The sequence below is a fragment of the Serratia sp. MMO-28 genome, from assembly GCF_037199905.1.
Lineage (GTDB): Bacteria > Pseudomonadota > Gammaproteobacteria > Enterobacterales > Enterobacteriaceae > Chania > Chania oryzae.
The window spans coordinates 61,577-75,822 of sequence record NZ_JBBCVB010000013.1; the positions used below are offsets into that span (position 1 = coordinate 61,577).

Below are 14,246 nucleotides of genomic sequence, written 5' to 3' on the forward strand. Positions count from 1 at the left end.
TCATGCTGATATTATTTTTGACCGTGGCGATGGTGCATTTGATTGCGCTGATGAGCCCGGGGCCGGACTTCTTTTTTGTTTCGCAGACCGCCGTCAGCCGCTCGCGCCGCGAGGCGATGATGGGTGTCATCGGGATCTCGCTGGGCGTGATGGTCTGGGCCGGGGTGGCGCTGCTGGGGCTGAACCTGATCCTGCAGAAAATGGCTTGGCTGCATCAAATCATCATGGTAGCCGGTGGCCTGTACCTGTGCTGGATGGGCTGGCAACTGCTGCGCTCCGCCCGCGCGCAGAATGCTCAATCCGCTCCCGTAGAGGATGTGGCGGTGGTGTTACCGAAGGCCGGCCGCAGCTTCATCCGTGGCTTGCTGACCAATCTTTCCAACCCGAAGGCGGTGATTTACTTCGGCAGCGTGTTTTCGCTGTTTGTCGGTGAGGATGTCGGTGCCGGGGCGCGCTGGGGGCTATTCATGCTGATCACCGGTGAAACCTTGGTCTGGTTCAGCCTGGTGGCGGTGGTGTTTGCGCTGCCCGCCATGCGCCGTGGCTATCAGCGTCTCGCCAAGTGGATCGACGGCGTGGCAGGCGTGTTATTCACCGGTTTTGGCCTGCATCTGATTTTTACCCGCTAGGCTATTTTACTTGCCAGTTAGAGCCCGGCAGTGCTCGGACTCCTCACGTACTTATGTACGCTCCGGGTCCTGCGCGCTGGCCGTGCCCAACCTGCCTGCGACAATAACGCCTAGTATTGCATCCTCAGGCCTTTCTGGCCGTTGCCAACAAGCCTGCCACCAGAATAAACAGTGAGCCAAAAATACGGTTCAGCAGCCGCATCTGGCGCGGAGTCTTCAGCCAGTTGGCTATGCGTGTTGCCAGCGTGGCGTAGCCAATCATCACAAAGATATCCACCACCACCGTGGTAACGCCCAGTATCACGTATTGCTCGGCCTGCGGCTGATTGGGCACAATAAACTGTGGGAACAGCGCGGCCAGGAACACGATACTTTTCGGGTTGGTCAGATTCACCAGCACCGCACGGCGAAACAGGCGGCGGCGCGGTAGGGTGCCCGCCAAGGTATGCAAATCCAGCGCACCGGCGGCGCGCCACTGTTGAATGCCTAACCACACCAGATAGGCAGCACCGAACCATTTCAGCAGTTCAAACGCCAGCAGCGATTGGGAAAGCACTGCTCCGAGGCCAATTCCCACCAGCACGATATGCAGGCTGAGCCCGACCTGTAACCCGGCGATCGACGCCATGGCGCCACGGTAACCGTGGCTGATGCCGGTGCTCATGGTGTTAATCGCCCCTGAACCGGGGGAGAGGCTAAGGATAAAGGTTGTCAGCAGATAGGTTAACCACCAGTCTAAGGTCATTGCGATGCTCCCTGAATACGTCAATGTGTGCCACAATACGCTATACCCGTCGTCTTTCAAGCTGCAGCGTTGTTGGCTTCACGTAGTCACCCTGGTCACTTACTCGAGTAAGCTCCCAGGGATTCCGACGCTTGCCGCCTAGCTGTAACTCGAAATCCATAGGGTATATACCCTTCATGCTTCAAGTTGCTTGGGTGTTGGCTGCATCCGCTCGCACCAGTCACATAGTTATCTATGCTCCTGGCGACTCTCGGAATTGCCGCCTACAAGCAACTCGAATTATTTTGGGTATAGTACTATTCCTTGTATGTTGGTACCGCAAAATACCCCGTGAAAAGGCATTCAATGACGTTATCCACTTTCAATTCCGCTCAATGGCTCAGCCGCGAAAAACAGTTTTCTGCTTTCGCCACCGGACCATTGCTGGATTTCTGGCGGCGGCGTGAAGAGGGGGAGTTCCTCGGCGTGGGCGATGTACCGATCCGTTTCGTACGTTTCAGTTCAGCGCAGCACCGGCAGGTGGTAGTGGTGAGCCCCGGGCGCATCGAGAGCTATATAAAATACCCGGAAGTGGCTTACGATCTGTTTCACAGCGGCTATGACGTGATGATTATCGATCACCGTGGTCAGGGGCGTTCCGGGCGTATGCTGGCTGATTCACACCGTGGGCATGTGGTAAACTTCGCCGATTACGTTGACGATTTTGCCCGGTTTTATCAGCAGGAAGTGTTGCCGCACGGTTATCAGCAGCATCTGGCCTTGGCGCACTCGATGGGCGGCGCGATACTGGCGCAGTTCCTGGCACGTGAACCCCAGGCTTTTACGGCGGCGGCCTTATGCGCCCCGATGTTCGGTATTTATCTGCCGATGCCGGGTTGGATGGCCAAGCGTATTCTGAACTGGGCGGAAAAGCGCCCGAGGCTGCGTGATTATTACGCCGTTGGCACCGGGCAGTGGCGGCCATTGCCGTACATCGTGAATGCCTTGACCCACAGCCGCGAGCGTTATCACCGTAGTTTGCGCTATTATGCCGATTATCCTGAACTTCAGGTGGGGGGGCCAACCTATCACTGGGTACGGGAAAGTATGCAGGCCGGGCGGCAAATCATTGCTCAGGCAGCTAAAATAACCACACCGATTTTATTATTGCAGGCCGGTGAGGATCGGGTAGTCGACAACCGTTCTCATTGGGCTTTTTGTCAGGCAATGTCAGACGCGGGGCATCCTTGTGAAGGGGGTAATCCGCGGGTTATCAAAGGCGCACGCCATGAGATCCTGTTTGAACGGGACGCGATGCGCGCCGAGGCACTGAACGCAATCCTGCATTTCTTTGCCCAGCACTTAGGCGGCGCTGCTGCTGCCGAAAACACCATTAGAGGTTAGAACATATCGCTATGTATCACGTTGTCGCTTCCGATTTAGATGGCACACTGCTGTCTCCTGACCATACCCTGACGCCCTATGCCAAAGAGACGCTGCAGTTGCTGACACAGCGCGGTGTACACTTTGTTTTCGCCACCGGCCGCCACCATATCGACGTTTCCCAGATCCGCGATAATCTCGGCATCAGCGCTTTTATGATCACCTCGAACGGTGCGCGGGTGCACAACACCGCAGGTGAGCTGATCTTCAGCCACAATCTGGACGAAGATATCGCTCACGATCTCTACACCATGATGCATGATAATCAGGAGATCCTGACCAACGTCTACCGCAACGACGACTGGTTCATGAACCGTGAGAGCCCGGAGCAGGAAAAATTCTTCCAGGAATCGATCTTTAAATATCAGCTATTTGAACCGGGCCTGCTGGAAACCGACGGGGTGTGCAAGGTGTATTTCACCTGCGACGATCACGCCTTGCTGCAGCCATTGGAAGATGCCATCAACGCGCGCTGGGGCGATCGGGTCAACGTCAGCTTCTCTTTGCCGACCTGTCTGGAAGTGATGGCAGGCGGGGTGTCGAAAGGGCATGCGCTGGAAGAAGTGGCCAAGATCATCGGCTACTCGCTGAAAGAGTGTATTGCGTTTGGCGACGGCATGAACGATCTGGAGATGCTGTCGATGGCGGGCAAGGGTTGCATCATGCGCGATGCTCATCAGCGCCTGAAGGATACCTTACCGGATCTGGAGGTGATCGGTTCTAACGCCGATGACGCCGTGCCACGTTACCTGCGTAAGATGTTCCTGTCGTAAATTGCCGGGGCGCAGCCTGCTGCGCCCGTTGTTCTGGCAGCCTCAGCGACCCAGCTCACATTCTATCAACGATTTTTTCGATGAAAACCCCGCCCCTGCATCAATCCGATTGCAACTGAAAGCCAGCCTTCAGCTTATCTCATACTTATTGTGCGGGTATTTTGCCCGCTGCAAAATTTTCGTCGCTGCCCGCGAAATCGTTTATCTGTTGTGCTTCTCCACACTATCTATACTTGGATCTGACTCCCAAGATTGCGGCCATCAGGCCGAAACGTAACGAACCAGGAGATGGCACATGACACAGAAAACTTTCCACGCCGAACCTTTTGATCTGCCGTTTGAAATCGGCAGTACCGCGCTGGTGATGATCGACATGCAAAGAGACTTTGTTGAGCCGGGCGGCTTTGGTGAAGCGCTGGGCAATGATGTTTCTTTCGTCCGCAGCGCTATTGAGCCTTGCAAACGAGTGCTGGATGCCGCTCGCCGCCAAGGGGTGTTGGTGATCCATACCCGCGAAGGCCACCGTGCCGATCTGAGCGATTGCCCTCCTGCCAAACTGACGCGCGGCGGGCAAACCTTTATCGGTACGCATGGGCCGATGGGGCGCATTCTGGTGCGCGGCGAAGCGGGCCACGACATTATTCCTGAACTGTACCCGCAGGCCGGTGAACCGGTAATTGATAAGCCAGGTAAAGGCGCGTTTTACCAGACCGATCTGCATCTGATCCTGCAAAACCACGGCATCAAAACGCTGATCGTATGCGGCGTCACCACCGAGGTTTGCGTGAATACCACCGTGCGCGAAGCCAATGACCGTGGCTACGAGTGCATTATTCCGCAGGACTGCGTGGGTTCTTACTTCCCGGAATTCCAGAAGTACGCTTTGGAGATGATCAAAGCGCAGGGCGCTATTTTTGGCTGGGTTAGCGACTCTTCCGCGATTGTGGCAGGTCTGCAAGGCTGATCGGCATGGGGCAGCCAATGTTTTTCCCAGTGCTTTCAGTGGGCTACCTGGCTGCCAACCGCTTGGCGGAAGGGGATCAACTCCAGGTACACAGCGGTTTTCAACGTTCGCTGAACCTGCGTCACCCCGATGGTTATCTGCTCTCAATCTTGAGCCGCGATAACCAGAATCTGCCGGATGCGATCCGTATCGCGCTTCCCGGTAATTGGGACTGGCGTTATCACCTGCAGGCAGGGCAAGCCGTCCGGTTTGCTAACGCTACCTTGCAGAGCGATCACTGGAGCATTGTGCTGAGCCGCGCCATACGCTGGTGCCCACAGCCGTGGTTGTCGGGTGATTTTGCCCCTCAGCTTCAAAGTGTACTGCGTCATTACGCCCCGTTGGCCCAACAACTGGGCCAATATTGCCAACAGCACCAGAGTGCAAGCGATCTGCAACTGTTACCCGGTATGGAGCCATGCGCACGGGCGGTCACGTTGGCAATGACCGACACCCCCGCGCAACTGACGGCAGAAGTCAGCGCGCTGATCGGCTTCGGGCGCGGGCTGACGCCGGACGGTGATGACTACCTCTTGGGGTATCTGACGGCACTGTGGCCGTGGCGGCAACACCCGGCCATCGCTACACACGACGCCACGCTGCGCAGCATCATTAGCAGCCAGCTATCACGCACCAATGACATCAGCCGTCATTACCTGGCACGTGCGTTGGAAGGCCACGTTTCACAGCCGATCTGTGATCTGATGCTGCTGTTGGGCACTGAGGCTATGGCCCCCCAGATTCAGGCGGCGGCCCAGCAGGTGATGCAGTTTGGTGCTTCTTCCGGTGTGGATTGTTTGGCTGGGTTGCTGCACGGCCTGAGGACGTTAAGCAGCGCTCTGAGCCCAGCCAGATAAACCGATTAATTTCAACATGCTGAAAGCCCTTTTCAGCAGGGAACCCTTCTGCCAGCTGTCTACCGGCTTGCAGATCTCGCATAGGTAACCGCTATGAGTGTAATGCATAAAGTTTTTGCCAATCTCTATCAGGATTCCGTATCGCTGATGCAGATTTCGGCGCAAATCAGCCAACTTCCTGGTATTGAACAGGCCTCGGTGGTCATGGGAACCGCCACCAACCTTGGCCAACTGCGCGATGCCGGTTTGGATAACGGCTGCCAGGCTGGGCCGAACGACCTGATCATCGCCGTACGTGGCGAAGAAGCGGCCTGCGTTGCCGCGCTGGAACTGGCGCATCAACGCCTGAACAGCAAGCCCGCAGAAAGCAATAATGGGGGCATACAGGCTCCGCCATTGGTGAGCCTGGAAATGGCCGCCGAGCAACAGCCCGATATTAATCTGGCGCTGATCTCCGTACCCGGTGATTACGCGGCAGCCGAGGCGATTAAAGCCCTGCATCTGGATATGAACGTGATGCTGTTCAGCGATAACGTCAGCCTGGAGCAGGAAAAGCGGATAAAACTGCTGGCCCAGAGCAAGAATCGCTTGGTGATGGGGCCAGATTGCGGTACCGCGATTATCAATGGCCTGCCGCTGGGTTTCGCCAACGTGGTGCAACCCGGTGTAATCGGCATCGTTGGTGCTTCAGGCACCGGCGTACAGGAAGTGACCTGCCGCATCGACCAGTTGGGAGCGGGTATTTCTCAGGCGATTGGCACCGGCGGCCACGATCTGCATGAAGAGATCGGCGGTATCTCCATGCTGCACGGGTTACAGGCGCTGGCCGCCGATCCGGCAACGCAGGTGATTGTTTTGATCTCCAAGCCACCGGCACGCCCGGTTGCCGAACGTATTCTGGAGCAGGCACAAGCCTGCGGAAAACCGGTGGTAGTGAACTTCCTGGGCGCTGCGCCGGAAGAGGTCACTCGTCCTGGGATCACCGCGGCGGCTACGCTGGCAGATGCTGCCGGGCTTGCGGTGGCGCTGGCGAACGGCACACCAGCACCGGCCACGGTCACCACAATATCAGCGGAAGATCGGCAAATCCTGCAAAACGCCAGCGCCAGCTTGCCAGCCGCTCGCCGCTACATTCGCGGTGTGTTTGCCGGTGGCACTTTCTGCTATGAAGGCCAACTGCTATGCCAACAGCAAGGGTTCAGAGCGGCGTCGAATACGCCGGTCAAGGGCAACACCAAGCTGGCGGATATCTGGCGCAGCCAGGGCCATACGCTGATCGACATGGGCGACGATGACTTTACCCGTGGCCGGCCGCACCCGATGATCGACCCCACCCTGCGCAACCAGCGCATTGTGGCTGAGTTGAATGACGCCGAGACCGCCGTGGTGCTGTTTGATCTGGTGCTGGGTTATGGCGCGGCCGCTGAGCCAGCAACCGAACTGCTGGCCCTGTTGAATCAAAACTCTAGCCAGTCCAGGCCGTTGCTGATTGCCCATGTCTGCGGCACCGAAGCCGATCCTCAACAACGTTCACGTCAGATAGCTGCCTTACGCCAGGCTGGCGTATTGATTGCGGGCTGTAATGCCCAGGCGGCCATGTGGGCCAGCCAGATTGCCCGCATTCAGGCAGAGAAAAACGGAGAAAAATCATGAATCCATTATTCCAGCAGCCACTGAAAGTGGTGAATGCCGGGCTGACCGGTTTTGCCGATAACCTGAAACAGGCCAATGGCGACGTGGTTGCCTTGAGCTGGCAACCCCCTGCCTTGGGCGACGTGCAAGCAGGGCTGGATCTGGCTGAGTTGATTCGCCACCCGCTAGTGGAGCAGGCCAACCAGATCGCCTTCGAACGCTACCTGAGTGCTCAACCGGTGCTGATTGACGTGATGAGCGCGGCTGAGGCGATTCCTGCCATGGCCCAGCGCAAGCTGATCCTGCATTCCGGCCCGCCGATTGCCTGGCCAGACATGTGTGGCCCGGTGAAAGGGGCGATCGTTGGGGCGATCCTGTTTGAAGGCTGGGCTACGGATCATCAGGCCGCCGAGCAACTGATCGTTGAAGGCGCAGTGGACCTGGAGCCTTGCCATCATCATCAGGCCGTCGGGCCGATGGCTGGCATCATCAGCCCGTCGATGCCGCTGTGGGTGATTGAAAACAAAACCAACGGCCAGCGCGCGTTCAGCAACTTCAACGAAGGCCTGGGCAAAGTGCTGCGCTTTGGTGCCAACAATGAAGAAGTGCTGCAGCGCCTGCGCTGGATGCAACAAGAACTGGCACCGGCATTGAAAGCCGCCGTGCGCCAGATTGGCGAGTTGGAACTGAAACCGCTGATGGCACAGGCGCTGCACATGGGGGATGAGGTTCACAACCGTAACTCTGCGGCGACCGGGCTGCTGATCAAGCGCCTGGTACCGGCGTTGTTGGCCTGCGATCTGCCAGTGGCAACGCTGCAGAGCGTGGTGGCCTTTATTACCGGCAACGATCACTTCTTCCTCAACCTGTCGATGGCCGCCTGTAAAGCGATGATGGACGCTGCCGCCGATGTGCCCTACAGCTCAATGGTCACCGTGATGGCACGTAACGGCGTCAATTTCGGTATCCGTCTGTCCGGTACGGGCGATCGCTGGTTCCAGGCTCCGGCCAACGCGGTGGAAGGGCTGTTCTTCCCTGGTTATGGTGTGGACGATGCGGCAGCCGATCTCGGCGACAGCGCGATCACCGAAACCGCTGGCGTGGGCGGTTTTGCCATGGCCTCTTCCCCAGCCATCGTCAAGTTTGTCGGCGGTACGCCGGCCGATGCCACCAATAACAGCCGCCGTATGCAGGAGATCACCGTCGGTGCTAACCCGGCCTTCACCCTGCCTGCGCTTAACTTTGCGCCGACGGCGGCGGGGATCGATGCGCGTAAAGTGGCCGATCGCCAGATCCTGCCGGTGATCAATACCGGTATCGCCCACAAACAGGCGGGTGTCGGGCAGATTGGTGCTGGTATTACTACCGCGCCGATGCCTTGTTTCGTCGATGCCATCCAGGCACTGGCTCAGTCACTGCCTGCAGGAGAAAAAGCATGAGCAAACCTTTAGCCGTGGTTGCCGTAGGTGGTAACGCGTTGATTCAGAACGATCGGCAAAACAGTATTCCCGATCAGTACCAGGCGGTGATGGAAACCGTTGGGCATGTCGTTGAGATGATCGAAGCCGGTTGGGATCTGGTGCTGACCCACGGCAACGGGCCGCAGGTCGGGTTTATCCTGCGCCGCTCCGAGCTGGCAGCAGAAGAAGTGGCACCGGTGCCGCTGGATTATGCGGTAGGCGATACCCAAGGCGCGATTGGCTACATGTTCCAGAAGGCGCTGCGTAATGAACTGCAGCGCCGTGGGATTCAGCGCCCTGTGGTCGCGCTGGTGACGCAAACTCTGGTCAGCGCCGATGATGCGGCATTCCAGCATCCGAGCAAGCCGGTAGGGGCATTCTTTGATCGTGAGACGGCGTTAGCGCGCCAGCAAACGCTGGGCTGGACGGTCATGGAAGATGCAGGCCGCGGCTGGCGCCGCACGGTGCCTTCACCTGCGCCGCTGGAGATCATCGAGCGTGATGTGATTAGCCAACTGCTGGCGCAAGGCTGCATCGTCATCGCCTGTGGCGGCGGTGGGATCCCGGTGATCCGCGATGAACATCAGCAACTGCAAGGTGTGGAAGCGGTGATCGACAAAGATCTTGCTTCGGCATTGCTGGCAGAACAGCTCGGTGCGGACCTGTTGATGATCCCGACCGGGGTTGAACAGGTTGCCATCAATTTTGGTACACCGCAGCAACAGTGGCTGGATACGTTGAGCATTGAACAGGCGCAGGAATTACTGCAGCAGGGGCAGTTTGGTGCCGGCAGCATGCAGCCGAAAGTTGAAGCTATCTTGGGCTTTGTGACCCGTAGCCAGCAGCAGGGCAAGAACGGCCAGGGGCTGATCACCAGCCCGCAAGCCATTAAGGCAGCCCTGAATCACCAGACCGGCACTTGGATTAAGCCATAACCATTAAGGAATTAACACAATGAGTCAGACTACTTTGGTGGCCGTGAACGGCACCCTGATGCGCGGCCTGGAACTGAACGGCAACATGACCGGAGCAGGCGGCGTTTTCGTTCGTGAAGACCAGACCGATGCCCATTATCGGCTGTGGAGCATTAACGATCGCCATCCAGGCATGATCCGGGTGATGGAAGGCGGCGTTTCGGTAGCGCTGGAGATCTGGGAACTGCCGATGGCGTCGTTCGCGACGCTGTTGCTGAGCGAACCGGCTGGGCTGTCGATCGGCAAGGTGAAACTGCAGGACGGCAGCGAAGTGCTGGGCGTGCTGGCAGAACCTTGGCTGGTGGCAGGGCAGAAAGAAATTACCGAGTGCGGCGGCTGGCGCCAGTATACCGGTGAAACCTTCACCGAATGAGTGGCTAAATCTTCAGGTTATACACCGCCAGCAGCACTGACGTGCGCTGGCGGGACCACCTGACACAAGACTCCATAGGAGTATTCTATGCGTAAAACGGATGAAAGCGTCAGTACCGCGTCCGGCTTCCATATTGCGATGATCTTGCTGGGGATTGCGGTTACCCCGGTGCTGCTCTCTTCTTCCAGCCTTGGCAACCAGCTCTCCCGTTCAGAGCTGATCACCGTGGTGGGATTGGGGGGAATTATTCTGGCGGTGTTGGCCGCCATCACCATCAGCGTGGGTGAAAAAGCGCGTCTGCCGACCTACGGCATCGTGAAGTATCCCTTCGGTGAGCGCGGTGCGGTGGCCATTAACATTCTGATGGCGATCAGCCTGTTTGGTTGGATTGCGGTAACCGCCAACATGTTCGGCCATTCGGTGCACGATCTGCTGGCGCAGCGTGGCATGGATCTGCCAACGCCGCTGCTGGTGGCGATTGGGTGCTGTATTTTTGTCGCATCCACCGCGTTTGGCTTTGCCGTGCTGGGTAAAGTGGCGCAGATCGCGGTGCCGATTATCGCACTGGTGCTGTGCTACATCCTGTATGTGGCGATGAACGGCCAGGTGGAACTGGCACAAAGCGTGGGCAGTATGGATACCGGGGTGGCGGTTTCTACCGTAGTGGGGACGATCATTGTGCTGGTTGCCACTTTGCCCGACTTCGGCAGCTTCGTGCATAACCGCAAGCATGCGTTGATCGGCGCATTTAGCACCTTTCTGATTGCTTACCCATTGCTGTATTGGGTGGGGGCGACGCCTAGCGCACTGAGCGGGCAGGGATCGCTGCTGGCGGCGATGGCGGCATTCGGTTCGGTATTACCGGCGGCCTTGCTGTTGGTGTTTGCCTGCATCACCGGCAACGCCGGTAATATGTTCCAGGGCACGCTGGTGGTGTCGACGCTGTTAACCCGCTTCCCGAAATGGCAGATCACTCTGGCGCTCGGCGTATTGTCGGCTATTGTCGGCAGTATGGACATCATGGGTTGGTTTATTCCGTTCCTGCTGTTTCTGGGCATTGCTACCCCACCGGTGGCCGGTATCTATATCGCCGACTTCTTCCTCTATCGCCGCAAGGGTTATCAGGAAAGCGTGCTGGCGTCGGAGCCACAGATCAAGCTGCTGACGTTTGTCGCTTGGGTTGCGGGCTCGGCGGTGGGTTTTATGACGGTAAAAGGGATGTTTACCCTGACCACCATTCCTTCGGTGGACTCGATCCTGGTGGCCTGCGTGGGTTATGTGCTGTTAAGCCGGATCGGTACGCAAAAATAATACTCAGGTATAATCGAACATAGTGAATATGCTGCCAGCACGTAAGCTGGCAGTCTCCTCTCAGGTAGCCTCAGGGAATCATTATGTTTATCTCCGACGAAACATTGCGGGTCATCCATCTGGTTGCCAAATACCAGAGCATTACTACCGCTGCCGAACACCTGAACAAAGTCCCTTCCGCGATCAGCTATACGGTGAAAAAGCTTGAGGAGAGCTTTGGCGTTGAGCTCTTTCTGCGCAAAGGCCGCTATATTGAACTCACCCCGGCGGGCGAGTATTTCGTCGAACACAGCAAAACCATTCTTAATGATTTGGATGCGCTACAGCGCAACACGGCCTTGATCCACAGCGGTGTGGAGCAGGAACTGACGATCGCGGTGAACAACATCATCCCTCGTTCAGCGATTGTGGAGTTTGTCTGCGATTTTGAAGCAATGTTTCCCTCTACCCGGCTGACCATTGATACCGAAGTGTATAACGGCTGCTGGGATGCGCTATACGGCAAAAGAGCCAATCTGGTGATTGGTGCTCCGCATGCGGTGCCCAGCACCGAGGGGATTATCAGCGAGTCGATAGGCCACCTGGAGTGGGATTTTGTTGTCGGGCCAGAGCATCCGTTGGCGACCCAGGTATTGCCGTTACACAACAATGAGCTGCGGCACTATCCGGCGCTGTGCATCCGCGACACTGCGGTCAACTTTGTGCCGCAGCAGGCGTGGCTGCTGGAGGGGCAAAAACCGATGTTTGTGCCTGATTTTGCCACCGCCATTGAGCTTATCCAGCGCAATGTGGGCATTGGTTATGTGCCGCACCATCTGGCTTTGCCGTTGTTGAATGGCGGTTCGTTAGTCAAAAAACCGATGCAGGAACATAAACACGCCACGCAGATCTTTTTGGCGGCGCGTTCTGATGGCATGGGCAAAGTTGGCCGTTGGTGCATGGATTACCTGCTGGCGCCTTCGTTCCGTGCCCGGCTGCATGGCCAATGGTAAAGCGTTTACTCCTGAACTTTGCAGACCAGATCATAGGAATATAAGGTGCCTTCAGGCGTTGCCTGAAGGAGTTCCATATCCTGATCCAGGCTGCAAAATAAGGCAGCACTGCTGTGAGCCGCTGAGGCATAGGTAATATCAAAGAACAGTGGCGTAGGGTTGTCGGGCTGCTGGTTTTTCAGCGTTTTTTTTATCCACTGCTCCATTTCGAGCGTTATCTTTTGCAGATCGTCATTTTCTTTGAGCGGATGGATGTCATAATTTCTGCTCCCCGCCATATCTCGCCAGCGTATTTTTATATTCCTGCTGCAACGCTTCCGGAATCAATAGTGATAATTTCTCGGCTGCCCGGTAAGTTTGCAAAAATAAGGGCAGGTGCTCCAGCAGAGGGGAACCCACCACCTGCGGGCAGTAGAGTAGCGGTTTTCTTTTGGCGATCCGGTAAAGGTGCGGCTTTTTGACATGATGTAATGTCATTACCGAAGCAAATAACAGTAACAGCGTCGTAAAAATTAACGGGATAAACCAGATGAAAAAGCTGACCAAATCACTGAACGGATGGGAATAACGTTCAACATCATCCGGGCGGAAAAAGCGTAATACCATTTTGAAGATCAGCCCTTCATTCAGCGCATCGGTGACCCAGCCGGTGAGCACGATAGCCGATAAGGCATAGCATGACGTTTTAAGATGCTGTAATAATACCGAGCGTTCCATGAACACTACCCCCATTAGCGACCATTATCCCTATCCTTCCATCATACCCGTTGTCTTTCAAGGTTCAGGGGAGCGGCTACTGGCAGAAGTGCTGGAAAGCCCCACCCGAGCGGGAGGGGCTGAGTCGCGCTTATTTGTGCAACTTATGCTGCTGCAGGAACTGTACGCCTTTGTCCGGGAAGTCGGTGAACAGGCCGTCAACGTCTGCATCAATGTAGAAGATCTTCAGCATATCGTTGAAGTCCTTGGCATAGGCCGGTACCTGGCCAGGATCGGCACGGAAGGTGTAAGGGTGGATCTGCAGGCCCTGTTGCTTAGCCTCTTTCGCCAACGTGGTCAGCTCAATGTGGCCAGGGGTTGAGGTGCTTTTCACAATCATCGGATACCACGGGCCAATGCCATCGGCATATTTAGCCAGCTTGGCGGCAGCGCCAGGCTCGTACATCCAGTCGTAGTTGTACGGCGTCAGGCTGCCATCCGGGTGGATCACCATCGTTTCGCTGACTTTCTGATCGCCGGTATTGGTGATCAATTGCACCAGTTTGATGTCCATGTTCATCGCGGGCAGCAGCTCTTTCTTCACCCGTTCCAAATCCGGTGCATCGAAGCTTTGCAGGTAAACTTTGTCCGCTTTCTTGGTGTAACCGTAAGATTTCAGCACTTCCAGCACGGCCTTGGAGATATCCTTGCCTTCGATTTTGTGGAACCAAGGGGCCTTGGTTTCCACGTAGATGCCAATATCTTTGCCGGTTGAGTGATTCATCCCCTGAATCATCTCAATCTCATCCTGCAGCGTGTGGATACGGAAGTCAGATTTCCACATTGGGAAACGGTTAGGGAATTTCTGCTGCTGGACACCGTCCTTGACCAAAAACTCTTCGGTGAATTTCAGCGACTGAATCTCGGGCAGGGTGAAATCAATGGCGTAATAGCGGCCATCCTTACGGTGGCGATCGGGGAACTTCTTCGCCACATCGGTCACGCGATCAAGGAAGTGATCGTGCAAAACGATCAGCTTGTCGTCCTTGGTCATCACCACGTCCTGCTCCAGGTAATCCGCGCCTTGGGCGTAGGCCATCGCCTTGGCAGGCAGCGTGTGCTCCGGCAGATAACCGCTGGCACCACGGTGGGCGATAACCAGTTTATCTGCGGCCTGCGCAGCACTGAGCATTGAAGTCGCGAGAATGAACCCTGTCAGCAGGGCTTTGGTTTGAGTCCGCATTCTATATTCTCCATTTTATAGGCAGAGGTAAGTAAAAAGGCTGCGGAGAGCGTAATGCCGGTCAGTTAAACGCAAAACTGCATAATTGTGTGCAATTGCTAAAGGAGTCGCCCCCTCTCCCCAAGGGAGAGGGAAC

General features: G+C 56.5%; 15 protein-coding genes. 11 read left to right on the plus strand and 4 right to left on the minus strand.

What is annotated here, in order from left to right:
- Positions 1–2: 2 nt before the first annotated feature.
- Positions 3–629: a threonine export protein RhtC gene (rhtC, locus tag WG891_RS13190; protein WP_337263131.1), complete on the plus strand. Its 627-nt coding sequence runs from the start codon at positions 3–5 to the stop codon at positions 627–629.
- Between the two features lie 124 nt (positions 630–753).
- Here the strand turns inward: rhtC and rhtB are convergent, their stop codons facing one another.
- Entirely contained in the window at positions 754–1,374 is a 621-nt protein-coding gene (gene rhtB / locus WG891_RS13195) for a homoserine/homoserine lactone efflux protein (protein ID WP_337263132.1), read from the minus strand.
- A gap of 345 nt (positions 1,375–1,719) precedes the next feature.
- Here rhtB and pldB point away from each other — a divergent pair, with 345 nt between their 5' ends.
- From pldB to WG891_RS13245, 10 genes are all read left to right on the plus strand, one after another.
- The gene (pldB, locus tag WG891_RS13200; RefSeq protein WP_337263133.1) at positions 1,720–2,757 is read left to right on the plus strand and encodes a lysophospholipase L2; all 1,038 of its coding nucleotides are present in this window, start codon (positions 1,720–1,722) and stop codon (positions 2,755–2,757) included.
- A gap of 11 nt (positions 2,758–2,768) precedes the next feature.
- A complete protein-coding gene (yigL, locus tag WG891_RS13205) occupies positions 2,769–3,569 on the plus strand; it encodes a sugar/pyridoxal phosphate phosphatase YigL (protein ID WP_076943532.1) in 801 nt (266 codons plus the stop codon).
- 295 nt (positions 3,570–3,864) lie between these two features.
- A complete protein-coding gene (locus tag WG891_RS13210; protein WP_076943533.1) occupies positions 3,865–4,533 on the plus strand; it encodes a cysteine hydrolase family protein in 669 nt (222 codons plus the stop codon).
- 17 nt (positions 4,534–4,550) lie between these two features.
- Positions 4,551–5,429, plus strand: a complete 879-nt coding sequence (locus WG891_RS13215; RefSeq protein ID WP_337263134.1) for a DUF2877 domain-containing protein — start codon at positions 4,551–4,553, stop codon at positions 5,427–5,429.
- A gap of 93 nt (positions 5,430–5,522) precedes the next feature.
- Positions 5,523–7,082, plus strand: a complete 1,560-nt coding sequence (fdrA, locus tag WG891_RS13220) for an acyl-CoA synthetase FdrA (protein WP_337263135.1) — start codon at positions 5,523–5,525, stop codon at positions 7,080–7,082.
- Complete coding sequence (locus WG891_RS13225; RefSeq protein ID WP_076943536.1) at positions 7,079–8,500, plus strand: DUF1116 domain-containing protein; 1,422 nt, start codon at positions 7,079–7,081, stop codon at positions 8,498–8,500. The genes fdrA and WG891_RS13225 overlap by 4 nt, the downstream gene beginning before the upstream one ends.
- Positions 8,497–9,456, plus strand: a complete 960-nt coding sequence (gene arcC, locus WG891_RS13230; protein WP_076943537.1) for a carbamate kinase — start codon at positions 8,497–8,499, stop codon at positions 9,454–9,456. The genes WG891_RS13225 and arcC overlap by 4 nt, the downstream gene beginning before the upstream one ends.
- A 19-nt stretch (positions 9,457–9,475) precedes the next feature.
- Entirely contained in the window at positions 9,476–9,868 is a 393-nt protein-coding gene (locus WG891_RS13235; RefSeq protein WP_037403674.1) for an allophanate hydrolase-related protein, read from the plus strand.
- Positions 9,869–9,955: 87 nt separating this feature from the next.
- Entirely contained in the window at positions 9,956–11,179 is a 1,224-nt protein-coding gene (locus WG891_RS13240) for a cytosine permease (protein WP_337263136.1), read from the plus strand.
- A gap of 83 nt (positions 11,180–11,262) precedes the next feature.
- Positions 11,263–12,171, plus strand: a complete 909-nt coding sequence (locus WG891_RS13245; protein ID WP_076943539.1) for a LysR substrate-binding domain-containing protein — start codon at positions 11,263–11,265, stop codon at positions 12,169–12,171.
- 5 nt (positions 12,172–12,176) lie between these two features.
- Here WG891_RS13245 and WG891_RS13250 read toward each other — a convergent pair whose 3' ends face one another.
- The 3 genes from WG891_RS13250 to glpQ all read right to left on the minus strand — a co-directional run bounded on the left by WG891_RS13250 (position 12,177) and on the right by glpQ (position 14,110).
- Positions 12,177–12,449 (minus strand): hypothetical protein, encoded by a 273-nt coding sequence (locus WG891_RS13250; protein ID WP_337263137.1) that lies wholly within the window; start codon positions 12,447–12,449, stop codon positions 12,177–12,179.
- Positions 12,427–12,888: a hypothetical protein gene (locus WG891_RS13255; RefSeq protein WP_337263138.1), complete on the minus strand. Its 462-nt coding sequence runs from the start codon at positions 12,886–12,888 to the stop codon at positions 12,427–12,429. The genes WG891_RS13250 and WG891_RS13255 overlap by 23 nt, the downstream gene beginning before the upstream one ends.
- A gap of 130 nt (positions 12,889–13,018) precedes the next feature.
- Entirely contained in the window at positions 13,019–14,110 is a 1,092-nt protein-coding gene (gene glpQ / locus WG891_RS13260; RefSeq protein WP_337263139.1) for a glycerophosphodiester phosphodiesterase, read from the minus strand.
- Positions 14,111–14,246: the final 136 nt, after the last annotated feature.

What these genes read in the sequence shown, in the direction of transcription:
- rhtB (WP_337263132.1), bottom strand. Translation starts at nt 1,374, where the DNA reads ATGACCTTAGACTGGTGGTTAACCTATCTGCTGACAACCTTTATCCTT.
- pldB (WP_337263133.1), top strand. Translation starts at nt 1,720, where the DNA reads ATGACGTTATCCACTTTCAATTCCGCTCAATGGCTCAGCCGCGAAAAA.
- glpQ (WP_337263139.1), bottom strand. Translation starts at nt 14,110, where the DNA reads ATGCGGACTCAAACCAAAGCCCTGCTGACAGGGTTCATTCTCGCGACT.
- WG891_RS13210 (WP_076943533.1), top strand. Translation starts at nt 3,865, where the DNA reads ATGACACAGAAAACTTTCCACGCCGAACCTTTTGATCTGCCGTTTGAA.
- WG891_RS13225 (WP_076943536.1), top strand. Translation starts at nt 7,079, where the DNA reads ATGAATCCATTATTCCAGCAGCCACTGAAAGTGGTGAATGCCGGGCTG.
- WG891_RS13240 (WP_337263136.1), top strand. Translation starts at nt 9,956, where the DNA reads ATGCGTAAAACGGATGAAAGCGTCAGTACCGCGTCCGGCTTCCATATT.
- WG891_RS13245 (WP_076943539.1), top strand. Translation starts at nt 11,263, where the DNA reads ATGTTTATCTCCGACGAAACATTGCGGGTCATCCATCTGGTTGCCAAA.
- fdrA (WP_337263135.1), top strand. Translation starts at nt 5,523, where the DNA reads ATGAGTGTAATGCATAAAGTTTTTGCCAATCTCTATCAGGATTCCGTA.
- arcC (WP_076943537.1), top strand. Translation starts at nt 8,497, where the DNA reads ATGAGCAAACCTTTAGCCGTGGTTGCCGTAGGTGGTAACGCGTTGATT.
- WG891_RS13250 (WP_337263137.1), bottom strand. Translation starts at nt 12,449, where the DNA reads ATGGCGGGGAGCAGAAATTATGACATCCATCCGCTCAAAGAAAATGAC.
- WG891_RS13235 (WP_037403674.1), top strand. Translation starts at nt 9,476, where the DNA reads ATGAGTCAGACTACTTTGGTGGCCGTGAACGGCACCCTGATGCGCGGC.
- WG891_RS13215 (WP_337263134.1), top strand. Translation starts at nt 4,551, where the DNA reads ATGTTTTTCCCAGTGCTTTCAGTGGGCTACCTGGCTGCCAACCGCTTG.
- WG891_RS13255 (WP_337263138.1), bottom strand. Translation starts at nt 12,888, where the DNA reads ATGGAACGCTCGGTATTATTACAGCATCTTAAAACGTCATGCTATGCC.
- yigL (WP_076943532.1), top strand. Translation starts at nt 2,769, where the DNA reads ATGTATCACGTTGTCGCTTCCGATTTAGATGGCACACTGCTGTCTCCT.
- rhtC (WP_337263131.1), top strand. Translation starts at nt 3, where the DNA reads ATGCTGATATTATTTTTGACCGTGGCGATGGTGCATTTGATTGCGCTG.